26 protein-coding genes are annotated in these 23,291 nt (G+C 35.7%); 21 read left to right on the top strand and 5 right to left on the bottom strand.

Going from position 1 to position 23,291, the window contains the following annotated elements:
- Together C8J95_RS18765 and C8J95_RS19095 are read left to right on the top strand one after the other, a co-directional pair.
- Positions 1 to 192: hypothetical protein (locus C8J95_RS18765; RefSeq protein WP_221407252.1), on the top strand; the 192-nt coding region annotated here is incomplete at its 5' end.
- A 380-nt stretch (positions 193 to 572) separates the two neighbouring features.
- Positions 573 to 698, top strand: coding sequence for a hypothetical protein (locus C8J95_RS19095; protein WP_255412880.1), 126 nt, complete (start codon positions 573 to 575; stop codon positions 696 to 698).
- Between the two features lie 1,267 nt (positions 699 to 1,965).
- On the opposite strand, the gene C8J95_RS17895 is transcribed toward C8J95_RS19095, so the two are convergent.
- On the bottom strand, positions 1,966 to 3,783 hold the full coding sequence (locus tag C8J95_RS17895; RefSeq protein ID WP_107810060.1) for a LuxR family transcriptional regulator: 1,818 nt from the start codon (positions 3,781 to 3,783) through the stop codon (positions 1,966 to 1,968).
- A gap of 233 nt (positions 3,784 to 4,016) precedes the next feature.
- Here C8J95_RS17895 and C8J95_RS17890 point away from each other — a divergent pair, with 233 nt between their 5' ends.
- The 14 genes from C8J95_RS17890 (at position 4,017) to C8J95_RS17835 (ending at position 14,496) form a co-directional block, all read left to right on the top strand.
- Positions 4,017 to 4,349 carry a DUF4870 domain-containing protein gene (locus C8J95_RS17890; RefSeq protein ID WP_107810059.1) on the top strand — a complete coding sequence of 111 codons (333 nt, stop codon included), beginning with the start codon at positions 4,017 to 4,019 and terminating at the stop codon, positions 4,347 to 4,349.
- A 25-nt stretch (positions 4,350 to 4,374) separates the two neighbouring features.
- Entirely contained in the window at positions 4,375 to 5,001 is a 627-nt protein-coding gene (locus tag C8J95_RS17885; protein WP_370446841.1) for an SIMPL domain-containing protein, read from the top strand.
- Between the two features lie 153 nt (positions 5,002 to 5,154).
- Positions 5,155 to 5,310 carry a hypothetical protein gene (locus C8J95_RS18760; protein ID WP_158267973.1) on the top strand — a complete coding sequence of 52 codons (156 nt, stop codon included), beginning with the start codon at positions 5,155 to 5,157 and terminating at the stop codon, positions 5,308 to 5,310.
- A gap of 439 nt (positions 5,311 to 5,749) precedes the next feature.
- Positions 5,750 to 5,911 (top strand): hypothetical protein, encoded by a 162-nt coding sequence (locus tag C8J95_RS18755; RefSeq protein ID WP_158267972.1) that lies wholly within the window; start codon positions 5,750 to 5,752, stop codon positions 5,909 to 5,911.
- Between the two features lie 103 nt (positions 5,912 to 6,014).
- Positions 6,015 to 6,440, top strand: a complete 426-nt coding sequence (locus C8J95_RS17880) for a hypothetical protein (protein WP_107810057.1) — start codon at positions 6,015 to 6,017, stop codon at positions 6,438 to 6,440.
- Positions 6,441 to 6,467: 27 nt separating this feature from the next.
- The gene (locus C8J95_RS17875; RefSeq protein ID WP_107810056.1) at positions 6,468 to 7,568 is read left to right on the top strand and encodes a DUF1266 domain-containing protein; all 1,101 of its coding nucleotides are present in this window, start codon (positions 6,468 to 6,470) and stop codon (positions 7,566 to 7,568) included.
- 18 nt (positions 7,569 to 7,586) lie between these two features.
- Positions 7,587 to 8,759 carry a WG repeat-containing protein gene (locus C8J95_RS17870; RefSeq protein WP_107810055.1) on the top strand — a complete coding sequence of 391 codons (1,173 nt, stop codon included), beginning with the start codon at positions 7,587 to 7,589 and terminating at the stop codon, positions 8,757 to 8,759.
- Positions 8,760 to 8,809: 50 nt separating this feature from the next.
- Positions 8,810 to 10,402, top strand: a complete 1,593-nt coding sequence (locus C8J95_RS17865) for a hypothetical protein (RefSeq protein WP_107810054.1) — start codon at positions 8,810 to 8,812, stop codon at positions 10,400 to 10,402.
- Positions 10,403 to 10,495: 93 nt separating this feature from the next.
- A complete protein-coding gene (locus C8J95_RS17860; protein WP_107810053.1) occupies positions 10,496 to 11,053 on the top strand; it encodes an SMI1/KNR4 family protein in 558 nt (185 codons plus the stop codon).
- A 180-nt stretch (positions 11,054 to 11,233) separates the two neighbouring features.
- A complete protein-coding gene (locus C8J95_RS17855; protein ID WP_158267971.1) occupies positions 11,234 to 12,034 on the top strand; it encodes a tetratricopeptide repeat protein in 801 nt (266 codons plus the stop codon).
- A gap of 112 nt (positions 12,035 to 12,146) precedes the next feature.
- Positions 12,147 to 12,947, top strand: a complete 801-nt coding sequence (locus C8J95_RS17850; RefSeq protein ID WP_107810051.1) for a hypothetical protein — start codon at positions 12,147 to 12,149, stop codon at positions 12,945 to 12,947.
- Complete coding sequence (locus C8J95_RS17845; RefSeq protein ID WP_107810050.1) at positions 12,934 to 13,320, top strand: hypothetical protein; 387 nt, start codon at positions 12,934 to 12,936, stop codon at positions 13,318 to 13,320. Before C8J95_RS17850 ends, C8J95_RS17845 begins: the two co-directional genes overlap by 14 nt.
- A 24-nt stretch (positions 13,321 to 13,344) precedes the next feature.
- Positions 13,345 to 13,875 carry a hypothetical protein gene (locus C8J95_RS17840; protein WP_108454159.1) on the top strand — a complete coding sequence of 177 codons (531 nt, stop codon included), beginning with the start codon at positions 13,345 to 13,347 and terminating at the stop codon, positions 13,873 to 13,875.
- 39 nt (positions 13,876 to 13,914) lie between these two features.
- On the top strand, positions 13,915 to 14,496 hold the full coding sequence (locus C8J95_RS17835; RefSeq protein ID WP_146165481.1) for a hypothetical protein: 582 nt from the start codon (positions 13,915 to 13,917) through the stop codon (positions 14,494 to 14,496).
- 190 nt (positions 14,497 to 14,686) lie between these two features.
- On the opposite strand, the gene C8J95_RS17830 is transcribed toward C8J95_RS17835, so the two are convergent.
- Both C8J95_RS17830 and C8J95_RS19090 read right to left on the bottom strand, forming a co-directional pair.
- Positions 14,687 to 14,929, bottom strand: a complete 243-nt coding sequence (locus tag C8J95_RS17830; RefSeq protein WP_146165480.1) for a hypothetical protein — start codon at positions 14,927 to 14,929, stop codon at positions 14,687 to 14,689.
- A 143-nt stretch (positions 14,930 to 15,072) separates the two neighbouring features.
- Entirely contained in the window at positions 15,073 to 15,201 is a 129-nt protein-coding gene (locus C8J95_RS19090; protein WP_255412879.1) for a hypothetical protein, read from the bottom strand.
- A gap of 1,396 nt (positions 15,202 to 16,597) precedes the next feature.
- Here C8J95_RS19090 and C8J95_RS17820 point away from each other — a divergent pair.
- Entirely contained in the window at positions 16,598 to 17,125 is a 528-nt protein-coding gene (locus C8J95_RS17820; RefSeq protein WP_107810045.1) for a GNAT family N-acetyltransferase, read from the top strand.
- Between the two features lie 166 nt (positions 17,126 to 17,291).
- On the opposite strand, the gene C8J95_RS19085 is transcribed toward C8J95_RS17820, so the two are convergent.
- Positions 17,292 to 17,513, bottom strand: coding sequence for a hypothetical protein (locus tag C8J95_RS19085; RefSeq protein WP_255412878.1), 222 nt, complete (start codon positions 17,511 to 17,513; stop codon positions 17,292 to 17,294).
- A 612-nt stretch (positions 17,514 to 18,125) separates the two neighbouring features.
- Here C8J95_RS19085 and C8J95_RS17810 point away from each other — a divergent pair.
- Together C8J95_RS17810 and C8J95_RS17805 are read left to right on the top strand one after the other, a co-directional pair.
- Positions 18,126 to 18,983, top strand: a complete 858-nt coding sequence (locus C8J95_RS17810; protein ID WP_255412877.1) for a helix-turn-helix transcriptional regulator — start codon at positions 18,126 to 18,128, stop codon at positions 18,981 to 18,983.
- Positions 18,984 to 19,054: 71 nt separating this feature from the next.
- Positions 19,055 to 20,107: a hypothetical protein gene (locus tag C8J95_RS17805; RefSeq protein ID WP_255412876.1), complete on the top strand. Its 1,053-nt coding sequence runs from the start codon at positions 19,055 to 19,057 to the stop codon at positions 20,105 to 20,107.
- A gap of 98 nt (positions 20,108 to 20,205) precedes the next feature.
- Here C8J95_RS17805 and C8J95_RS17800 read toward each other — a convergent pair whose 3' ends face one another.
- The gene (locus tag C8J95_RS17800; RefSeq protein WP_107810041.1) at positions 20,206 to 20,991 is read right to left on the bottom strand and encodes a DUF4382 domain-containing protein; all 786 of its coding nucleotides are present in this window, start codon (positions 20,989 to 20,991) and stop codon (positions 20,206 to 20,208) included.
- Between the two features lie 349 nt (positions 20,992 to 21,340).
- On the opposite strand from C8J95_RS17800, the gene C8J95_RS17795 reads away from it, so the two are divergent.
- Both C8J95_RS17795 and C8J95_RS17790 read left to right on the top strand, forming a co-directional pair.
- On the top strand, positions 21,341 to 22,231 hold the full coding sequence (locus C8J95_RS17795; RefSeq protein WP_107810040.1) for an AraC family transcriptional regulator: 891 nt from the start codon (positions 21,341 to 21,343) through the stop codon (positions 22,229 to 22,231).
- Between the two features lie 66 nt (positions 22,232 to 22,297).
- Positions 22,298 to 23,281 (top strand): DUF6268 family outer membrane beta-barrel protein, encoded by a 984-nt coding sequence (locus tag C8J95_RS17790; protein ID WP_107810039.1) that lies wholly within the window; start codon positions 22,298 to 22,300, stop codon positions 23,279 to 23,281.
- Positions 23,282 to 23,291: the final 10 nt, after the last annotated feature.

The following is a 23,291-nucleotide window of genomic DNA, read 5'->3' as shown; positions in this document are numbered from 1 at the left end:
GGAACTGTTTCCGGAAAAATAAGCCTCTATGTTGATAAAGTAGATTTTACAAAACCTATTGTTGTTACCCTAAATGGAAAGGAGGTCTATAATGGGAACGTAAAGAATAATCTAGGTATTATGATTGAAAGTATTGCTTTATTTGGAGATCCTGGCCGTATTTATTCATCTAAAATAGACCTTAATATTTAATGCTTTGTCTTAATAAATTCATAACGATGAATCATAGTCCTTCGTCCTCTTGGTATTGGAAGGGCAATAACAATTCAAAAAAGAATAAATAAGTAAGCTTTTGATGAGAAACTATATAAAGAAATAAGAAAAATCTCTACAAATAATTAAAATGTAACTTCAAAAAACACTATCATCGGGATGGTGTTTTTTTATTGACTATCTTAATATACTGAAACTACTATAGCAAAAGGAATTGTTTATTGCCACGCGGTAATTATACTTAATAAAGATATAGAATCTATATATGGTGTTGTATATAGGGTTATCATTTAAAGTTAACACTATGAAATGTTAGCTTTGTTACACTTTTGAATCAAACACTAAAATACCGAGTATTTATGAAAAAGATTATTTCCCGTATCCTTAATGGATGTGCTATTTTATTTGCTGTCAATTCCTGCAGAGAAAACAGCATTGCAATAGAGAATTTTATTCCATCCGGAAATGGTAGATTAATAATATGATACAATATTATCCTCTTCTCTACACAATATTTGTCATTATTGTACTATTAAAACAGTCAAAACTCTAGTTCATTTTTTATCCAAAAGTGAATATCCAGGTTATTCAATTACCCTCTCGAATTTAGTATCAAGTTGCAGTGATTGTAATATAGGAAAATGTATTAGCTACCCTACAAACGCGGATGATCAGACTTTCAATTCCTATTTTGACCAAGTTGATCATGAATGTTGGCTAATTACAGAATTAATGCGTACAAAGCCTCTAAGTTTTCAGTGTCGTATAGAGCGATTAACCAACTGAAGTGAGAGTAAGTATAATAAGGCAAATCACCATTTCGCAGCATACAATATTAATGAAATATTTTCCAATGAAACTAATAGGGAATTAAGAGCAATGTAACACCAATTTAAAATACTTTTATTACAAAACAGAGAACTATTGAAAAAAAATTAGAAGATACCTATATTAGTTGCCAAAGGGGATTAGGAGTTCCCGATTGGAAAACATTAATGTATAGAGAAATCTATAGTGTATATTCTAACAAAAAAACAGAAAGTACGATACATTTTTTAGATGAAATTTTGGATACATTCTATTTTCCTATACAGTACATTCAAACTGATTGGGGAACGGAATTTTTTAATTATTCCTTTCAATATGAATTGCATGAACCTTTTATCAAATAAAGCCCCATCAAGCCAACAGATCCCCCTCATTTAAATGATAAAGTAGAAAGAATCCAACAACTGACAAATCCGAATTCTGGTCACTAGTGGATTTATCTGACCCAGATCTTAATTTAAATGCTTTAGTAACTGAATAGCAGGAATTTTACAATAAGAAAAGGCAAACTATTCTTTGAATGGAAAAACACCTTGAGAAAGATTATAGTCGTTGGAGCATCTTATTCCTATTCAGCCAGATGATACCACGAAATTTGGGATTCAAATGAAGAAATATTGCCCAGAAATTATACGTATTTAAGTTACATAAGACAAAAAAATACTAATTTAGACTCAAAGCCCAAGGAGAAGTAGTCTCTACTGGGGAGCAACCTGCCAGCAATAGACTTATATATATGGAAAGGGAGATCCAAAAGGTCTCCTCTTTTTATTTCCGGTATCTTCTATAGCTAAGAAAACTCTATCTTAGTTTGTAGCGAATCTATTGTTATAGTACATATAATGTCCTGTCAACCCGATGGCTATAAATTCATCCCCTTATAGATCCGGATTTTAATCTTGTGAGTAATGATCTAAATCTGGTTTAGCTCAACCTTTGTATCAAAAGATCAAGACTATCTTCTTTTCCCAGTTTTAGTTTTATTTTTATTCTATACCTTGCCATGATAATGCTTTTAGGGTCTACACCTAAACGACTGGCAATTTCCTTATTAGAAAATCCCATGAGTATATATGAACAATGTCTAAGATCCAGCCGGGTCAGCTTATTGTCGGCTAGTTGTTGTAGCCGGTTAAAAAAAATTGGGTCTATGCTTGCCAAATTTGCCTTTGCATGTTCAAAATCCTCATCCATTCGTTGGTCTTCTTTTAATATACGCTCCATTTGGTTTTTGAACATTTCATTCTCTGGCTGAGCAGTTAGTTTCTCTCTCATCGACTGTAAGAGTTCATTCTTTTGTTCTACCTGTAAATTACCAGCTAATAATTCTTTTTTTAACCTTTCCTGTCTTTCTTGTAACAGTTGCTGCTCAGCCTTAAGGCGTGCAGCATCTTGAGTTTGCAGTTTTTGCTGTTGGATAGAAGATTTTAACCGAAAATGATAGGAACGGAAGAGAAAAACCAATAAAAATATGATGACTATTATCAAGCTGAAAAAAACAAAATTAAGTTTTCGATTAAAAGTTGCCCGTTCCTGTAGTACTTCAAGTTCCCTTTCTTTCTTTTTTGCTTCATATTGTACTTCCAGCTTTTGTACTATAGATAGTTTTGCCGCATCATATACTTCCCGTTCGTAATGCATATACTGTTTGTAATAGTTCAACGCCTTTATCGGGGCACCACTTTTCTCAGCTACTGTTGCAAGTCCTTTCATCATGGAAGCTTTCACCGCAATACTGCCACCTGCACTTTTTTCTACCTCGGCAAATCCCAAAAGAAACAATTTCTCAGCTTTTGCATAATTGCCCTCCGTTATGGAATATTCACTTAATATACCGTAACAGTTGGCTATAACCTCTTCATGCTTCGTTTTCCGAGCAATTTTTAAAGCGATATCAATATACTCTTCAGCTTTTTTTTTATAATGTATGGGATAGAATTCCCAGTAGATATTAGCCATATTTAAAGCCGCTGCCGCAATATTGATGTGATTTACTATCCGTTTAGGCTGGGCCTTGGAAAGCTGCAATACCTGCTGGTTATAGAACATAGCGGAATCCAATATTTTTTTTTGAGAAGATTCCTTTCTAAAATCCTGTAAGAATGAAGATCCCATAGCAAGATAGGCATTGCAGATAACATCAGGATCCCCAGATTGATAAGCAGAGTTCAGGCTTAATCGGGTATATTTCTTTAAATTTTTATGATCCTTTAGGTCTGCATAAATACTTGCTAAATAATGATACGCCAGGCTCTGATAAGCATGTGCTTTTTGGCCCTGAAGCAGATGAAGTGCTTTAAACAAACTGGCCGTAGATCCAGTAGGATTATTAACAATGTATTCCAACCATCCTTTTCGGAGCCAGACATAGCCATTAACAACTCTGTTGGTAGATTTCACCGTATAGGTTAAGGCGCTGTCAATATTTTTTTGTGCCAGTACAAGACTGTCCTGCTGTACATTCAGATAGGCCAGTGTTGCCTGAGCAAAAGCACTGTATTGGCCATCAGAGAATTTACTGCTTAGCCGAGCGGCTTCACTTGTAACCTTTAGGGCAGCTGGCAGATCTTCCTCGTATATGGTACGGCCAAGATGGGAAAGTGTCATTGCTCTTTTTTCCGGGTTTAAGCCCGGGGTACGCAAGAGATTTTTCAGGGAATCTTTTACATTAGACTGTGAACGGACGTTATGAATGCCAGCAATACATAGTAACGCAACAGTAAGTCTTAAATAATACTTCATAATACGGTACCGGTATTAATTTAATTGAATTTAGCAATTTAGGGTTATATAAAAATACAATTTATTTATATAACCAAGTGATTTTTTTCCGTTCGATATAGATTGGCAAATAAAAGGTGTAGATGCTTTATAGTATACTTTTATGTCTTTGTAGATGCTTTGTAGAGGTTTAATTGTTGGAAAATATGAAGTTAGGATGAGATCTTTGTATTACACAAATATTTTATAATATTATGAACAATAAAAATTTAGCAATCCTTTCTTATATTACCATCATTGGCTGGTTGGTAGCTTATTTTTCCTATAAAAAACAGCATGACAAAGAAGCTTTTGTAAACTACCATCTGGAACAGAGCCTTGGCGTATTTATTACTAGTGTCATTGTTTCCATTATTGCAGGTGTTTTGATGTCGGTTGTTCCGTCATTATCAATCATTTTTTCATTATTATCGCTTGTTCCGTTGATCCTGCTGGTTTTAGGCATTATCAATGTAGTAAACGATGTGGAGAAGCCTGTGCCATTAATAGGGCAGTTTTTTGAAAATAAATTTAGTTTCCTTCAATAGGGTTCCAATATCATAAAAAAATATTATGAAAATTATTCTCATATTTTTGTTTTTATTGTCAATGATCTCCAACGTTGTTGGCCAAAGTATGGAAAAACCCTTTATAGAGGTTAGAGGTATGGCAAAGATAGAGCGAACTGTTAAAACCTACATCATTGATATTGTGATAACCGAAGATTCATCCGATAGCGAAGAGAAGAGGTCGTTAGATCAGTTAAAAAAAACTTTTTTAGATAAAGCCAAAGCAGCGGGATTTGATACCGGGAGGTTTAAGGAAAACAAACTTTCGTATGCATTGGTTCAGTATGGAAGTTATGGTACTAATGGTACTACATATAGCGTTGAAACAGCCTCGTCAGAAGAAATAATGGCGCTTAATCAACTTATCGATAATAAATCAGGCAGCGTTTCTATTATTGCCCGCCGTGTCACTTACCTACCGGTAAAGGATTTTTCCAGAATAATAGCTGCGGCTCTAACTAATGGAAAGGAGCGCGCCGAAAAAGTAGCGGCTTTAATGGGCGAAAAATTAGGGATTCTACAGACTGTTATTGATTATTCTGTTACCAATGAAGAGGTGGAAGATACTGACCATTACCGTCCTGATGAAGATAAGTATTATATTCTTTCTTTAAAGTACCTTATTGAGTAGTAAAAGTGATGTTGAATAAAGATTTATCCGCCAGTAATAATCGCCCGGCAAGAGAATTGATTAGAAATTTGATACTGCTTGGTAGGAATTTAAAACTATAATAGAATGAAAAAGATAATATACTTCATCCTCTTAGCATCATTATCGATCATTATGATAACAGGATGTTCAAAAGATGAATCTATGGTGGAAAATTCCACAGCCACGGTTAAATCCAAAATATTAGGCAAATGGAAACTGGATTCAGAAGTAACTAAAACGATCCGACCATCTCTTCCGGTGGAGGTCATTACTAAACCAGGGATTTAAGGAGATTATTTTGACTTTCGCACGGACGGAAACCTGTATTATAACAGGAATGAAAGTGGTGAAATCGTTGAACCTTACAGCATTGAAAATCAGACCATACTCAGAGTCAGCGACAATGTCTGTACGATAAAAGAACTTACTAAAAATAAGCTGGTTTTTGAATTGATAGAAGTCAAAAAAGCCTATACGCTGAAGCAGACTTTTAATTTAAGCAGGTGATATAAGCATAGCCAATGGAGAGGATATTTTGAGATCGACCATCTTTTCCTGGGAGTTTTGATCGATAAAATTTCCGTAGATAAAGAGTCGTTTAAAGAACGTTTCCGCCGGGCAAAGAATGAATAAGAGAAGGAAGATGCCAATGAAGACGGTTTGATCTGGAATTATTTTGCCGGGACAAACACATCAAAAATATTCGGTATTTATATACATTGCCAATATGATGAAAAAAGAAATAAAGGAAATCACATTTTCGGATAAGATACTTTTGCACCAGATAGGAGAGAATGGCTTTAACGATGATGGTGTATTCAGCGTACTGATACCAGAAGCCGACTTGAAGCGGCTTGATTTTAAGAATTGCACGCTTGCATGGGGGTAATCCTGAAGGGGCTAGTGGCTCTATAAAACAGAACTTTATTTTGAATGCACAAGTGCGGATAAATGTGTAGAGAAATATTATTAACAAATAAAAACATATATATATGAAAGCAAGTAAATTTTCAGCCCTACTGATATTGCTGATTGCGGGTTTGACATTGACTATTAGCTGTGACAAAGATAATTCTGTAGATGAAGAAAATAATACAGTACAAATCATGCAGCAAAAAATTCTGGGCTATTGGAATCTGGTAGAGTTTATAGAAGAAGAACAAGTAGGAAACAACCCTCCTGAAATAATCAACAATGATCCGAAAAACGTTTACTTCGAATTTTTCGCTAATGGTAAAGTGAAAACAAATGCTGAAGGCGAAGAAGAATATTCCTATGAAGTTCTGACAGACAATGTCCTGATTTTATGGAATATGAAACAGACAATCATCGAGCTGACAGATAAGAAGTTCACTTTTAAAAATACGGCTACTCAAGGAAATACAACCTATACCCAAACTTATTTCCTAACCCGTTAAAGAATCTTATACAAAACTCAGATATTAATGAAAGAACTTATTCAGAACCATCCGGGAGAAAAAGATGTACAACCTCGGTATAATCCCAATGATGGGAATGCAGCGGCTTCGGGATGGGCTTTTTTTGTACTGGCATGTATTCCTGCCATTATCACCTATGCAGTACTTAACAGGTTAAAGGAAATTGATAAGATAGAAACCTGGATGTACTACGTGGGTCTTTTGCTGGCATTGGCTTTTGGAGCATTGCTGGGCAGATTTTTTGTTCAGAAAATTACCCGTAGGAGAATAACTGAACAAAGAAAATATTACAAATGTTATGAAGCCCAATGGTTATCAGAGGAGAAACGGGAAGCTTTGCAGCTTGATGCGCCTGATGGTTATCAATATGGGGAATGGATGGAAACCTTGGAATACTGGCCATGTGAAGTAAGAGGGGTAAGGCCAGCTGATTTTAAAACTTTTCTAGTCACCACCAAAGAAGAGCGGCTTATGGGCAATGATCAATGCTGGGGAGTATTGTCGGAACAGTCATACAATGAAATAATTGAGAGGCTCTTTAATGGGATGCACAGCAGGTTTTTTGCCGCGGACAAAACACTGATGGAGGTAAATGCCCGGCAAAAAATGATTAGCCGAATAGCAGAACTTACACAGCTCCCTGAAGATTATGCGCAAGCCTGTTGGCAACAAAGAGATAACAGACCACCCCAATTGTTTTGGGGATTTGATCTGAACCGTATTATAGAACTTTCCCGCACTTCATTTATGGCCGGGCTTATCTCAGAAGAAACCGCCTGGAAAAATATTCTGAAATCATCAGCCTATATCCATGCTCTCTTTGATGATATCGATAATTACTACAATAATTTCAGATTGGGCCACGCCTATTGGAGCAATGATTTTAAACTCACCAGCGAAAAACTGAAAGGACATAAAGCGTATGCTGATGAATGCGACTGGCCCATAAAAAAAATCAGCTGGCATAAAAATAAACCGGATATTTTGCCTGAAGTTATTCAAAAAGGCTGCGAAGAATTTGTGGCATTTGAAACAAGGAAAAACCAGCACAATACGATAAAAGGATTTCAGCAGGGTAGCAATCCTGATTCTGATGTAATGGTATGAAATTTTAAACGAACAGCAATGAAATACGCTCTGTTTTTAATTACCGGCATAGTCTTATTGACGGGCTGTCAGCGGAAAAAAGATGTTGAGGCGCTGTATTATTTTCCCAATGCCGATACCACCTATGTAGGCGTAAAAGATGGCAGGGGCAACATGATCATTCCAGCCATACACCCTGCGCTAAACAGCTCCGATATTGACGAGTTTTATTTCGGAAAATCATCAGGCAAGCATACTTCACGTATTTTTTATCATAATAAAGACAGCCTTATCCCCGAGGCCCGTTATGATTTTGAAAAGCCTATTACAGGACCGGTTATCCAGTTCTTTGGACTTTCCAAAGGCTCAACTGCCGATAGGGAAGGCCAACGAATACCTGCCGGGGAGGTTTACAGCAGGGAGGGAAAACTTCTGTACTATATTGCAGGATATACCGCACGGCAATATACCGGCTACTATTTTGTAACTCCACAAGCTTTTTCTGAAGGCTACCGGCTATATGTAGAAAACGGCAAATTGGGTTATGTAGATGGTCTGGGCAATAAATTAACATCAGCACAATGGGAATTTGCCGAACCTTTTAATTATGGTTATGCCAAAGTATACATTGGCCGTTGGGAACAGGTAGCTATACCTGGTTTTGTAGATTACCGTGCACTTACCGATACTGCACATACTGGTTATATCAATCTCAAAGGTGAAATTGTAAAGCCTTATAAAGTTGCCAGAAGCAAAAAAGATTACAGGCTTGCTGAAGGAGGTTATTTGCCTTATCCTTTTGTCTATACTGCTACTGGACAGAAGATAGTGGATAGCCTGAATAATATAGAAGCATTATCATATACTCATTTGACAGAAGCCTTATATGCAGAGGTCGAACAGAAAAAACTTCATTTTGAGATTACCCTCTGCCCTCAGACAGGTTTTCCTTACTATTATGTGCAGGGTTACCGGAAAACTTTAGGAAATACGAACTATACATTTCTGGTGGATAAAGATACCTGGGAAATGTATCAGTGTAGTCCTGATTTCTTTCTGACCGGAAAAAAAATACCTTTTGCGCGGTGGATAGCAAACAGCCTGCAGGAAACAAACGATCGGTGGAGTGAGGAAATGCCAGGCGTGAAATTAAAAATGGATATTAATAAAGAAATACGGTATTGGCAAGGGAAAGCAGCATTAAAAAAATGAAGAATATTTAGTCCAAAGCAGTAAACAATGGATAATCAAAAAATTTAACTATGTCCATGCATGAAATAGAAGACCTTGTTGAAGAAACCGTTTATCTGGTCGACAGGTCTTCAAAATACGATTTAGGCACAAAGCGCAGTATTTTATATAACCTGTATAATATACAGGCGATGTTCGATACCGGTTATACCCATTTCAGGGTGATGGATATTTTATTGAAAAACCATTTTGTCTATAAAATTCCCATAGCCCAATATTTCCAGCTGGGCATAACCGAAGCGCAACTTCCTGATGATGGTGGTTGGATATACGACGAAGCTCAAAATACGATTGCCTATGCAGAACGCGAAAAAGGCATAATGTACCTGTATTGCGATGCTGGAGAGGAAGGCTGGAAGCGTTTATGCAAGCAAAATGTTTTACAGAGAGCAGATCAGTTACCACCTCAAAAAATGTGTGCGGTGCAAACCGCTGTTGCCGTACTGACTGAGGCCGAAACACAACAGGAAATGGGTTTATTAAAACAATGGTACAGTTTTTTTGTAAACTCGCTTTTACAGGGAGATTTTGGCAACGAAGAAAGCATTTCAAACACCTTTGAAGGTTTACTGGCAAACCAAAGCTTTATTGAAATTCGTGCCATTGCCCAACGATACAGGCTCGACAAACAAAAAAAGCGCAAAAACAGTGACGATTACCTGTCTTTTCCCGGATTAAAAGCCAGCCTTTTTAGGACAACGGAAATTGAAAAAACCTATATTGTCCGCTACCTGCTAGAGCTTTCTAAAAGCGCTGAAAAATTACATACCATATACAAAAAGGACAAACAGACCATTGAAAAAGGCCCTGAAAAAATCAATCTTATCTATCCTGTTGTTAATGCACATTTTGCCCCTTTACACTGGAAATATCTTGAAATTGAAAAAGCCAAAAGCTGGCTTTGGTATAAAGATATTAGCGATGAACAATATGGAGGTCCTGGCCATCGGCAGTTCATAATGCTCGAGTTAGACGTAAAGGAAAAAACGCTTTTTTGCAAGCAGGCTCTACAGCACAGCCTTATTTTAAAATGGCAACAAAAGTTCCCTGATCTTTTACCTGAGAATTGGCATTTTTATTATGATACATCTGGCTGGCTGCCTGATGAATTTACACAGAAAAATATACATTTAGGTAGTTGGGGCAGTTGGAAATTCGATATAAAGCAATCAAAAAAGCTAATTAAGAGCCACTTAGAAAACTTGATCGCAGGATTAGAAATAACCGGCTATTTCGATTTTCTGTTAGATCAATTTCCAAAAAAGTTTTCTGGACAAGATCCTCAAAAAATAATATATCTTTTAGAAAACGGGGAAGGTGAAAAAGGGATTGTACCGAAGCATGTGCTATTCGATAGCAAAATAACTACATTAATAGCCTTTGCTAAAATTTATATGGAACAAGGCGACCCAGAAAAAGCAGCAAACATGATCGGGCAAATCGAAAAAATTGCAGCAACAGAACGCATCAGTCCGTTACAAAAAAATACAATAATAGAACCTGTACTACATCACTGGCTAAAGAATAAGGAAATTATATTCCCCCCGGTATGGCAAAATTTTTTATTGCAAGCCCTGAGAAAAACAACGAAAAATAATAAATGATGAACTATTAAAGGATTTAATGGAATAGTAATGCTGATTTTAAGTTAAACAGACATAAAATCCTACAGCAAACAATTAATAAATTTTGTAAAAATGGATACGTATAAAAAAATAGCAAAAGGAATACCAGGCCGGATAACTATTCCGGTGGCACTTGAAAAATTCTGCAATTGGACAGATGTAAATGGATATCCCATCAGCGGATATTTTGAATTAAGGGCCGACGATGGAGCCACAATGCAGTACTGGCTTGGTTTTAATGATGTATCGGACCGGTTCGGGATATTTGGAGCTGGTGGAGACGGTTCGTTATACGCGTTTTGGATTGATGATGAAAACAATCAAAAAATAGTTCATTTAGGATCTGAGGGTGAGCAATTATACATTCTGGCAGAAAACTTTATAGACTTTCTGAGGCTATTGGCCGTAGGATATGATGAAATTGGATTTGCTAATTTGAATAGTACCATAGAAGAGTGGAATGTGGCAATAGGGCAGGAAAAAGATGCAGGCATTAACTTCAGGTTCAGAGAATGGGTTGAAAAAGAATTTCAGGTTCAGATACCGGATAAGGGCACTAATATTGTTGATGTTAATAACAATACATTTAATGATTGGATTCGGGAACAGATGAATAAGCGACAAGAGTAATGCGGCCCTCAAACGAATGCGGTTATGTTAAAAATAAAAAACAATGGTAAAACAGACGTTGTGGTCAAAAAGATAAGCCGGATATTTTTTGCATTACTGCTGCATTGCTCGTTGGCTAATGCACAATCAACAAGTCTCGAACTGCTTACACAAAAGGCAGAAAAAGGAGATACCGTAGCTATGATGTCGCTGGCAAAAATATATTTTGAAGGACAGGGTGTTACCCGCAACGAAATTGAAGCCCGGAAATGGATTGAAAAAGCTGCTGAAAAGGGTGTAGTTAAAGCGATGTTAAATCTGGCGGGTATTTACAACCAGGGCGTTGGTATTGATCGCAATGATATTAAGGCCAAAGAATGGACAGAGAAAGCCGCCCAAAAAGGAAATGCTGAAGCTATGTATAATCTCGGTATGATACATTTTCTGGGGCAGGGTACAGTGCAAAGCGGCCCAATGGCAGAAAGCTGGTTTCAAAAATCTGCCGATAAAGACCATACTGCTGCAATGGTTATGTTGGGTTATATCTATGCCGAAGGACAAGGAGTACCCAAGGATTACCAAAAAGCTAAGACATGGTACGGGAAAGCTGCTCGCCACGGAGATATCGAAGGGATGTACAATCTGGGCGAGTTATACTATTACGGATATGGCGGGCCACAGAATTATTCAAAAGCGCGGGAATGGTATTTAAAAAGTGCGAGCCTGGGAAACGCCGAAGCCATGAGGCAAATAGGCGGGCTATATTATCTGGGGCGTGGTGTAGCAAAAGATTATGCAAAAGCAAAAGAGTGGTTTAAAAGAGCAATGGAAAGGGGAAATACTGAGGCCATGATTAACTTGGCCGTGATGTATTACGAAGGTGAGGGAATGCCCATCGATGAAAGTAAGGCAAAACTTTTGCTGGAGAAAGCCTGTAGCTTAGGCAGCCCAAAAGCCTGCGACCATTTGAAAGTGCTGAAAGAGTGTGAAAACAAAAAATAGTATAGGTGAAAATGAGCCATTGACAAAAGAATAAAGAAATTATATGCCTGGTGTGGTATAGTATTTTGATACAATCGATAAGAAAAAATGAACATCAGTAAAAAGACAAAGCATGAAAGTCCCTGTTTCAAAACAATTAATCAACTATCTTCTTCTTATCTGTATATCTGTTGCAGGTACAGGGATATTTGGTATGGTGGCAACAGGGCAAAAGTGGGATCTAAATATCATACTCATCTTGTTATCTGGAATACCGGCTATTTTATTTGCCTGCTTTTTGCTGAGTAAAAAAGTAGAATTTAGAGATCATAAAAAAATCCGCAAGCAGGACCGGATTTTCCGACTACCTTTTTCTTCCACAGTAGCCTTTGCGGCGTTTGTTGTCTGCATCCTTTTTTTAATAGCAGGATTGGCAACGGTTGTTGAAAATAAGGATACTATAGGACTGCTGATGTTGCTGGTCAGTTTGTCGATAATTATTTTTACTGCTGTTTGTGTAGAACATCCCGGAATATGGTTCAGCGATACATTCAATGCTGAGGATGCCATTGAACAATTTAGAGATGCATCACCAAAATCTTCATTGGATGAAGACGGTATTTTTTCATATGATAACAGTTCTTTTACCATACGGTTTGTGGAAGAGATCAAGACGATTCGTTGGGATGATATTGTTTTAATCAGCACTTATAAAAAAGACCTGTTAACAGTAGATTGCATCATGATAGAAATTCATTTAAAAGAAACTTTAATTTCAATTAATGATCAAGCCGAAGGATACATGAAGTTTATGGAAACCGCATCGCAACGGTTGCAGCATTTTAAGAAAGACTGGTTTATGGCGGTTGCTTTCCCTGCGTTTGAAACAAATGAAACAGTTATTTATAAAAGATTGAACGATGAAAAAACATAAAAAGAAAGTAGTATTCTGGATATGTCTGTTGATGTTTATGGCAGGAGTTTATATTGCCCTGCGCCTTGCTTTCGGTATATTTACCCCCCATAATCACTTTACTGCAAAACAGGAAATAAAACAAGGAAAGATCCGGATTATTGAAATAGGAGAGCTGCCTCCCAATTTTGATCAGAAGCAGGCATTGGCCAAAGCCTATGGCTTTGAATTTGAACCGGCCGGTTGCGAAGTGGCCTTGGAAAAGATTAATGGAATAAAGCACTACAATAAATTAATGATTAAAGCACTGGAAAAAGAACATGGAGCAGGCTGGTGGGAAAAATTTCAGTCCCGGTTGGATAGTATAGATGCTGCAAATACACAGGCTCCTTAACCTATAAGCTAATTACAGCGTATAATGGAAATTTTAAAAATACGACATCTGGTTTTTGTTCTGTTTACCTCATTCGCCATAAGCGGATATGCGCAAACAATGGACAACAGGGTACAACAAATAAGCAAAGAAGTAGAAAGCATATACACATCAAAGCTTGAAGCAAGACCGTATGCATATAGGAATAATTGCGGAGTAACTCAGGCCATCATTACAATATATCATGAAAATGGTGAGGTGAGAAAGGTAACGGACATTGGCACGGGCGATGATGATAAGGCATCTGGTTCATGGCACTATGAATACTATTATAAAAATGGGCATCTGATTTTTTCGTCCGAAACCAAACGGTATTATAACAATGAAATGAATAGACAGTACCGCGAAGACATCAGACAATATTTTGTAGAAAACCAGCTAATCAAGCAAATAGAAAACGGGAAAACCATTTGTCCAAAAAAAACTTTTATCAGTAAAAATGACATGAGATATGGACTTAAAACAATTACCAAAACATTAGATATTGGAGAGATTTACAAGTGTCCCGGTTTGTAATATTCATTAATAAAAAGTCATTACATTATAAAATATTTTATGAAAAAACCGTTATTATTATTCATTTGTTTGATATCTTTCACAATCCGAGCGGCATCTCAAACGCCCGAGCAAAGAACAGCTTCAGAGACCATTCGCAGTTTTGTAAAGTGGTATGGAGAGAATTGGGAAAAATTATCTAGGCTGGAATCAAATGCCATCAATACCGGAATTTCCGATCCAAAAGAAAAAACAATACCTTCACTCTATTCGATTAACTTTAGAGAAGTGGAAAAATATATAGCTGAGCTATCCAGTACCTGTTTTTTTTCTGAAGAATATCTGGAAGTACAAAGACAACAGTTTGAGGACGCCGATACATATTTTAAGGAAAATCCTCAGTATGAAGGACCGCCTGAAGGATTTCAGTATGATCGTTTCTTCCTGACTCAGGAAGATTTTTTTGAAGATATAAAAAATATTGACAATATCAGGATCACCGAAAAGCTATTGAAAAATAATGCTACCAATGTACGTATGTACTTGTCACATTGTAATATGACTTATAGCTACCTGCTTTCCATGCAAAAAGGCGAATGGCAAATTGATTCGATTACAGTTTACAGTATTCCATATGGCTAATATAATATTGAAGCAAATTTCCTTAAATCTTGAAGCAAAGAGTTCGAAATTTGTTCCTGTGAGTCTAAAAACAGGCAAAAAAAGGCTCAGATTTTAAATCCAAGCCTTTATGTTGTTATTTCAACTCTTCAGAAATCATTACTTTTTCGTTAATAATATTATCCCAAAGATTCTTATATGATATAATAATTCATCTTCTTCCATTAAACTCAAAATAAAAGTCATAAGAACCACCCACAATACCCTTTTCAGGAATATAAACAAAGCGATCTATACCCCTGTCGACATTGTAATTATCGGTTACATTCCAGCTATCAAAAGTCCAAAACTGGTAAGCTATTTGATTCTTCAGCATATACTGCTTGGAAAGATAATTTCTAATTAGAGTATAATCCAGTCCTACAAGGTGAAAAGCTAAATTACTAGTGTCCATTGGAAATAACTCCTTGTTAGCAGAGTAATTTTCTTTATAAAATTGAGACATCTCCTTTATTGAAAAAGGATTTTCTTTTATATTGATTGTCCCATAATCTACAATTAAAGGATACTTATAATCCCTGAGTTTAAAAAATTCTGTTAAACAATGGTCAGGTATGAAATAGTCATTTCCAACTTTTTTATAATACCATATTTTAACGTTTTTTTTATTTCCTTTTCAGTTTCATTATCTTTGAAAGAAATATCCTCAATTTTAGGAGATTTCATAATTTTATCCTTAATTAAATCATACTTTACACTATGATTCTTACTTTTGGAAAAGTCTTCTATAAAAAACAACTTTTTATATTTATGTTCTGATTTCTACCCTTGTCCAAAAAGTAGAAAAACTATAGAAAGCCAAAGCTAATGTTAACAAAATTTTACTTCTCATAATATTTATGGTTTTGAGCATTTAGTCCCAGCAGCAGTTTAGATTCCCTTTCGTTTTTTTCAAGTTCCAATTCCTTCATCAACCCCATTTGTCAATCCCCCAATAGCCAGATTATTTGCTAGCCTTCTAGGGAAATTAGGATTATAAGCTTGAATAGCATCAGCTACCATACTAATAAGCGGTAAATATGCTTAGTGATCACCTGAAATAAATTTAAATTTCATATCTCCCCCAACTGTATAAGATTAGAAAGACTGCTATTAAGATCAAGTAGCTGTTCTACAAATTTTTGTGCACGAAGATAGTCTTGAAGTTTATTAATAATTTCTTGATTAACATTTGGAGCAGGTGAACTACCTACCCCCTGATCAACTCCAGGATCACATAATTCATATGGAAGACTTCCACTACCATTACCGCCACCAGGATATGATGTTCCACCGCCGCCACCTCTTGGAGGTACATCGATAACAACCTTTGGAATATAATAATTGTCATACCCAAAATTGCCACTAGAGCAACCAGAACCTGCTATTGGTTTTATACTTGCATTTAATGCTAAAGTTACTCTTTGTTTTTGGTATCTAGCCAGAACTTCCTGAAAGTGATTTAAATTTCTTTTATATAGCTCATCTCCTTCGTTTATTGTATGATAACTAAAATAGGTTTCTTTTTGGCTAAGAACTGTCGCAACAAGGCTTACAACTTTATTTCCCTCAACTTTTGGAAAAACTACCCATTTATCACCATTTTCTTCTGTAATCGTTTAGGATCTGACAGCAAATTCAACATAAACACCTTTATTCTGGAAAACCGAAGCAGTTTTACTAGTAGAAGCGGTTAGGTTACCTAAAATAGCATTTTGCTAATGCCTGATAAGTTAGTTTTATAAAGCTCATCATATCTTTTCATTAGAAATGCAAAGCCATTAGCATAATTAATCTTTTCACCAGCTTTGGGAATGAATATTAGGAAATGATTGGAAGATTTCAGTTGAGATTGTTTTGTGGGGAGAGTGATTTTTATGCCTTTAACACTAATCTATTGAAAGAAAGTTACCTGATCCTTGGATAGAATGGTAAAAGAAACCCGCCGAATAAATCATTTGGCTAAAAACGAAATTTAAATATGAACACAGATTAACTATGTTTTTTGTATATTCGTTTTTGTGTAATTAATCATTGAGATTCAATATTTTAATAATACTTCAGACTCAATAAATATAAGTTAATGACAGGTATGAATTCAGCGGCTTTTCCAGTTTTGAAAACCGAAAGATTAACTCTTAGGCAATTATCGATTGATGATTGGCAAGATATTTTTGCTTTGCGTTCTGACCCCAAAATTAACGAGTTCCTTGACCGGCAAATCTGCAAGACAAAAGAAGATGCGATAAATTTCATCAACAGTGTCAATGGCAATTTTGAAAAAGGCAATTCTTTTTATTGGGCAATCACCTTGACTAAAACAAATACACTTGCAGGTACCGTAAGCTTATTTGACCTTTCAAGCGAAAATAGCAGTTGTGAAATTGGATATGAACTAATGACTGAATTCCAGGGACAAGGAATAATGACAGAAGCGATTCAAGCAGTAACTGACTATGTATTTCACACATTAAAATTCAAAAAAATTCTTGCTTTCACACACTATAAGAATAAAAATTCAATCAACCTTCTGCAAAAGTCTAATTTTATAAAATCAGCAGAATCGTCTACAGAAAATTCTAATTTGACTATTTTTACTTTGACACACTAATATTGACCTATTCTATAGATAAATTCCTGGCAGGTAGGTATAAAGTATAACAAACAAAAATCTCTAAGATCACAAATTGCAATCTTAAAGACTATGAATGACATACTCCGTGAAGCATCACGGTTGCAGCAATATTAATTAATTGTGAAAATTTATCAATGATGTCTTAGTTGAGTTCGTAATTCAAAATAACCAGACGCAAAATAAAGTGAACATAATCCTCATCAACTACCTTCCTGTTAATAAGTTTGTTTCTATACTCGTATGAACCTAGTATTTTCACTAACTTCTGATAGGTAACCAACTCCTCTCCTTTTATCATAATTCGATTATTGCCATTTTTAGTTTTAATAATAGCATCATCTAATGTTCTAACTTTAAATAACACATGGTTAAATTTTAAATCAGAACGTGTTGACCCAATATGTCTTTCAACAATATTAACCTTGAACGAATCAAATACAATATTGTTAAAAACAAGACTAGAACCTGATCCTTGTGTGTTAAGTTCAAGTTTATAATTCATACATTTTATCTTTTATTAATTTATGCAAAAGCGAAAGTCACATCACGCGTCACTGTTTTAAAAACTTGTTTCGAGCAGCAATTTCACCAACTTCACAATAGTACCTCAACTCTATCTTTTGATGCTTTTACATTCAATAAATATACTTCAGGAACAAAGGAATAAAATTACACATAATACTACATTTCTGTCGAATTTTTACCACATATTTTCAAATTTTAAAATAGATCGAGGTTTAGTCACAAAAGAAACAGACATTTTTCACTTTACAAAACATGTATAACATTGTGTGGTATATGATGTTAACTTTATACTATACCCAAAATAAAGGGGAAAATTTCCAACAGATTTTAGAAGACGATGTACACCGAAGACATCTTCTTATTTTGCAATCTTAATTCATGATTCATCAATAATACAGACAACGGAAATTTGTATTTTTACTCATATTTAGAGTAAACAAAAATAGCATCCGTGACAAAAATTAAAACGTATCACTTTCTTCCATGTAAGTATGGATTAGAATTACTGTTGGATATCGGGCGTATCGAAACACTGAATAATTATGTATTAGACAATACGTTGCATCAACTTAGTTTTTACGAAGTAATTTTCATCGAAGAAGGAACCGGAACATTTACACTGGGGGAAAATAAGATATTGATAGCTCCGCAAACTATTATTTTTACTAGTCCCGGGCAGGTGCGTTGCTGGGAAATTGAAGAAAAAGTTAAAGGCTACACACTGTTCTTTGATAAAGACTTTATTCATCTCTTTTTCTCAGACGAACTATTCCTATATCGTTTTCAGTATTTTCATCAATATTCACATCCTACTGAAATGCATATACCGGAGGAATCATTTGGAAAATGCCTGGAACTTGTGCAGGAAATAGAACAGGAATTTGGTCAACTTCAAAATGATAGCAATCATTTAATCAGGTCTCTTTTATATCAATTACTTGTCATCCTCAATCGATACTATGCAGATATTCATAACGTCCCTAGGGATACCTATGTTCATTCGGATTTTTACAGATTTAGATCTTTATTAGAAAAGAAATTTATAGACGACCGAAGTGTTGAAGCTTATTCAAAAGCACTTAATATCAGCGCTGGATTTCTTAATAAAATTTGCCGGCAGTTTAGTGGGTTATCTACTCAGCAAATGATCCATTACAAGATGATTTCAGAAATAAAAAAACAGCTTTATCAAAACAAGTCTGTAAAAGAAATCTCCTATGAATTTGGATTTTCGGATCCATCCAATTTTAATCGTTTCTTTAAAAAGCTTACAGGTATCACTCCCCAACAGTACCGAAAGAAAATATAAATGACCTTTTTAAAGATAAAATGACCTTTTTAGAAATTAGGCTTGTAACTAATTTTACAAAAAAAAGGAATATGAAAAAATACACATTTAGTTTTCTATTGTTGGTAATGAGCATACTCTTCGTACAGGCGGAACAATTACACGTTAACCCCAAGACCGGTAATGACAGTAATTCCGGAACAAGGACACAACCGCTAAAGACAGTTATGGAGGCAGCAAAACGTGTAAACTTAAATAAAGAACCGGAAGCAACGACAATTTTTCTTTCCGAGGGAGTACACTTATTAACTCAAACTGTTGTGTTCAACAATGACAAGTATACTTTGAAAAACCGTCTTATCATTCGTGCAGATGTTATGCCCGACGATTCAGAATGGACTCCTCAAAAAATGCCGGTTGTAGTAACTGCAGTCCCTCTTGAACCAGGTGTGGGCGGAGAAGAAGCTAAAGGTATACAACCAGAAGTGAGCCATGTTACCATTGAAGGCCTACGTTTTACTGGCAGCCCGGATTACTCGTATATAGATGGCACTAATCTTCGTCGCTCTTATCCTATCTGGCGGGATGGAAAAAACTTGGACGATTTACTTGTTACACAATGCCTGTTTACCGGAAATGCAGATGTATTACCATTGCACGTAGGAGTTATAGCCAATGGCTACGGTCTGGTAATCGATCATTGCGTCTTTTTTAATTGTAAAATTCCGGTTGTTTTTTGGAAAAACGATGGTAGAACTGGTAGTCGCAGTGCCATGCGCTATTCACTTGTATATGGCGGTTACTTTTGTGGTGTCTGGACTACACAAGGAACCAACGGAGACAATTTTGATTTTCACCACAACATCATAGCAAGTACCAATACAGTATGGATCAGAGAAAAAGGAAGTAAAAACCGATATAAAGCTTCTGATTGTATTTTTACCGGTTATAACAAACTAGCGGGATATGGAAGCGGCCCATTAAGCGATAGCGATGCAACTGCAACAGATTTTCTGGAAATAAAAAATGTACAAACCACCGGAACTATAAAAATTGAAAAAGATCAAAGTAAGCGTAATTACCTGCAATTAGCTGAAGGCTCGATTGGTTCAAACTTAATGGCAGGACTATTCAAAAAGAATTGATAAACTATAAAATATAGCAAAATCATAGCTTAATACTTTATATAAAAGGCTATATCGTGTAGATATAGCCTTTTATAAAGATATACTTATTGAATCTACTATTTTGTCAACACCACATTTGGTACTTTTGTAATATTTCCAAAAGTGACATTTACATTATTTATAGTAGCATCCTTATAGCCAGTCGTTTTATCAGTACTGAAGTTAACATCATAACTTCCGGAAGGAAGTCCCTGCATTTTAAAATAGCCATCCATATTAGGAATAGCTGAAGCAATGGTATCCGTACCTTTCAATGTGTATACTGTAGCCTTAGCTTCTTTAGGTCCTACATTTCCTTCAATCATTCCATTGGTTAGTTCTGTGAAAGTACGAATCACTGGTTTTAAACTGTAAGATCCGTTACCTGTTTTAACAATAGATTTAGCAGCATCAAAATCTATCCAAATCTTATATACTTTTCCCGCTTCTAAAGTATAATGTACATTAAGCTTTAGTCCACTCTGTTGGGCAGAAGGTGTTTCCAATGGAGAGGTAATCCCATTTACTCGGATTGTATTATTGTTCCCCAATACCAGCCTTAGCTGAGAAACCGTTCCTACTGGTAAGGAATTATCTCCTAATAATACATCCACTCCGTTTCTTAAATCTAAAAGATTGATAACTCCGGATTTACTAAGAGTAAATGTTTTCCAGGAATCTCCACCAGTCTGATATTCGATCGATTTAATATCAAGATTTATCTGTTCATAGTCTGCAGGTGCATCCGTAAGACGAATTTGCATTTGAGCAGTATCACTACCCGAACTATCATTATTAGAACAGGAAATAAAGGTTAATGTACTAAGTGACATTAATCCAATAGTAGTCAATAGCTTTTTCATAACAAGTTAATTTAAATATTGAAAAAAGGAGAGGTCAAGCCATTGAATATAATTTTTTGTTATAGATATATCATCGTTAATATCAAAAACCATACTAAGCATAACATGATGAATCTGATGCTTAATTTGTAATTACAAACGTATTTTCTTGATATTTATTATCTCATAAATATTTTATACTCATAAGTATTAGTATTTCAAGAATTAGCTATAATAAATATCCATTTATTAATCGAGTATAGAATATTTGTTGTCTTCATAAAATATTATCTTAACTAATAACTATTTATCTTTCATTAAAAAATAGCTTTATTTCAAAACTTATTGAATATGCTATTAACTTTGTGCCATGGCAAAAATAAAGAGAATAACTCCGACAGATTTTAGAGGGCAATATATGCCGGAGATATCTTCTGACTTTGCAATTTTAAAAACACCTATTCAGGTACATGATATAGCCAAGACATCTGGTTTTATCAAAGTTCCCACGCCACTACACAGACCCGAATTCAATTTCATAGTTCACATTACCAAAGGAAATGCAAAACAGCAGGTAGATGCTAATCTGGTCTCAATAAAAGAGAATGAAATCTTATTTGTCAGACAGGGAAACGTAACTTCGCTGGTAGAGGTAAGCCCTGATGCTGCCGGACATATGATCTTATTCGAGGATCAAACACTAAACCAACTTTTGTCCAAACAGGAATTGATTAAGCTTTTTTCCGCAAATGTGGTTATTCACCTGCCAAAGGAAAACAGTATATGGCTTGATTCTTTATTTGAGTTATTAACAATCGAGATTTATCAACCGGATCCAAACCTTGGTATCTGCTATTCTCTTTTCCAGGCCGGTCTCCAGAAAATATTTACCTCGGCCAAAGAGCTCAATAAAAATATGAATCGAAGTGCTGAGATCACTTTCAATTTTAAAGAGCTGGTTTACAAAAACTATCTGGAGCATAAATCGATACTTTTTTATGCCGATGCTTTATCTGTTTCCGAAAACTACCTTCACAGATGTATAAAAGAAACTATTGGCGAGGGACCAAAAGAATGGATTAATAAAGTTAATATACTGCAAAGCCAGTTGCTTTTACAAGACCTGACAAAGAGTATATCCGAAATTGCTTTTGAGCTTAATTATGGTGATCCTAGTTATTTTGGACGCCTCTTCAAAAAGATAACCGGAGAAACACCTTCAGAATATCGGACAGCTTTTATGCAAGATTTGTCCGGGTAAAGCGTGGTTTAGTTTTAAAGCTGCCTTTGTTTTCAGCCCATCTTTGTATCATTAAATACAGAGAAAATGAAAACATTCGTAATTCTAAAAAAAAGAGATCACAAATCTCCCTTCTATGACACACAAAGTATAACATCCAAATGGTTATATTTTGGTTTAGTTGTTCTTTTTACCTTTTTCTTTTCAGGTAAAATTTATGCCCAGATTATTCAGGATATTGGCGGGATATCAGTCACAAGCCATAGCAAAGCAACATTTAAAGATTTACCGCCAGAAAGTCCGGATCCGGAAAATAAATTTAGACTGAATACGTATGATGCATGGATACCTATACCCCAGGTTAAAATAGGAAAGACAAGCATTTTTGGAAATCTGAATTACCGTCTGATGGATTTTAATTATGATAACAATACCATAGATGATCCAAACCGACTTAAAAGAATTCAGGAAATAAAACCAACCATAATTATCCGACATCCTATTTCAGAAAAATGGTCTATTCTGGCGATAGCCATGCCGGCACTTGCAGGAGAAAAGTCCGTTTCTTTCGATAATTTAGTTCTCGACGGCATCCTTGGTGTGTCTAAAAAATTTGGCCCCGAATCAAATTTCGAAATCGGCGTTGGTGTCCATGCTCTCCACTCTTTCGGAGAAACTTTAATTACTCCCGGAATATCAATCGACTACAGAAGTACAGATAATAAATGGCTGGCACAGTTTTACTGGCCAAGACTAAATGTACTCTATAATGTAAGTCCGAATACCCAAATAGGCCTGGCTGGTTCGATAGACTGGACAAGGTTTAAACTAAAAAGCTTTCGCGGCTATAATGGCAAAGAAGCCGACTATGCTCAGTTCTCTACCATTCATGGCGGGCTACAGCTAAATCAACGTATTGCAGGGGGAATCTGGTTACAGTTACAAGGAGGGGCAGGACTTTTCAACAGCTATGAGCTATTTGACATAAATCAGAAAACTGTAAACAATTTTTCTGTTTCCAACATGGCTTATGGAAAAGTAACACTCACCTATCGTATTGGCAAGAAATAAATAAGCAACG

Origin of the sequence: Elizabethkingia sp. YR214 (genome assembly GCF_003058195.1) — a bacterium.
Taxonomy (GTDB): Bacteria; Bacteroidota; Bacteroidia; order Flavobacteriales; family Weeksellaceae; genus Elizabethkingia.
Note: the sequence above shows the minus strand (reverse complement) of the source record. Positions and strands in the feature narration are given on the sequence as shown.

Bases quoted from the DNA above. Each gene is read 5' to 3' on its own strand.
- C8J95_RS17820 (WP_107810045.1), top strand. From the start codon at position 16,598: ATGACAGGTATGAATTCAGCGGCTTTTCCAGTTTTGAAAACCGAAAGA.
- C8J95_RS17880 (WP_107810057.1), top strand. From the start codon at position 6,015: ATGAAAGCAAGTAAATTTTCAGCCCTACTGATATTGCTGATTGCGGGT.
- C8J95_RS18755 (WP_158267972.1), top strand. From the start codon at position 5,750: ATGATGAAAAAAGAAATAAAGGAAATCACATTTTCGGATAAGATACTT.
- C8J95_RS19090 (WP_255412879.1), bottom strand. From the start codon at position 15,201: ATGAAATCTCCTAAAATTGAGGATATTTCTTTCAAAGATAATGAAACT.
- C8J95_RS17805 (WP_255412876.1), top strand. From the start codon at position 19,055: ATGAAAAAATACACATTTAGTTTTCTATTGTTGGTAATGAGCATACTC.
- C8J95_RS17860 (WP_107810053.1), top strand. From the start codon at position 10,496: ATGGATACGTATAAAAAAATAGCAAAAGGAATACCAGGCCGGATAACT.
- C8J95_RS17845 (WP_107810050.1), top strand. From the start codon at position 12,934: ATGAAAAAACATAAAAAGAAAGTAGTATTCTGGATATGTCTGTTGATG.
- C8J95_RS17855 (WP_158267971.1), top strand. From the start codon at position 11,234: ATGATGTCGCTGGCAAAAATATATTTTGAAGGACAGGGTGTTACCCGC.
- C8J95_RS17850 (WP_107810051.1), top strand. From the start codon at position 12,147: ATGAAAGTCCCTGTTTCAAAACAATTAATCAACTATCTTCTTCTTATC.
- C8J95_RS17840 (WP_108454159.1), top strand. From the start codon at position 13,345: ATGGAAATTTTAAAAATACGACATCTGGTTTTTGTTCTGTTTACCTCA.
- C8J95_RS17875 (WP_107810056.1), top strand. From the start codon at position 6,468: ATGAAAGAACTTATTCAGAACCATCCGGGAGAAAAAGATGTACAACCT.
- C8J95_RS17870 (WP_107810055.1), top strand. From the start codon at position 7,587: ATGAAATACGCTCTGTTTTTAATTACCGGCATAGTCTTATTGACGGGC.
- C8J95_RS17865 (WP_107810054.1), top strand. From the start codon at position 8,810: ATGTCCATGCATGAAATAGAAGACCTTGTTGAAGAAACCGTTTATCTG.
- C8J95_RS17890 (WP_107810059.1), top strand. From the start codon at position 4,017: ATGAACAATAAAAATTTAGCAATCCTTTCTTATATTACCATCATTGGC.
- C8J95_RS17895 (WP_107810060.1), bottom strand. From the start codon at position 3,783: ATGAAGTATTATTTAAGACTTACTGTTGCGTTACTATGTATTGCTGGC.
- C8J95_RS17830 (WP_146165480.1), bottom strand. From the start codon at position 14,929: ATGGACACTAGTAATTTAGCTTTTCACCTTGTAGGACTGGATTATACT.
- C8J95_RS17790 (WP_107810039.1), top strand. From the start codon at position 22,298: ATGAAAACATTCGTAATTCTAAAAAAAAGAGATCACAAATCTCCCTTC.
- C8J95_RS17835 (WP_146165481.1), top strand. From the start codon at position 13,915: ATGAAAAAACCGTTATTATTATTCATTTGTTTGATATCTTTCACAATC.
- C8J95_RS17885 (WP_370446841.1), top strand. From the start codon at position 4,375: ATGAAAATTATTCTCATATTTTTGTTTTTATTGTCAATGATCTCCAAC.
- C8J95_RS18760 (WP_158267973.1), top strand. From the start codon at position 5,155: ATGATAACAGGATGTTCAAAAGATGAATCTATGGTGGAAAATTCCACA.
- C8J95_RS17795 (WP_107810040.1), top strand. From the start codon at position 21,341: ATGGCAAAAATAAAGAGAATAACTCCGACAGATTTTAGAGGGCAATAT.
- C8J95_RS17800 (WP_107810041.1), bottom strand. From the start codon at position 20,991: ATGAAAAAGCTATTGACTACTATTGGATTAATGTCACTTAGTACATTA.
- C8J95_RS19095 (WP_255412880.1), top strand. From the start codon at position 573: ATGAAAAAGATTATTTCCCGTATCCTTAATGGATGTGCTATTTTATTT.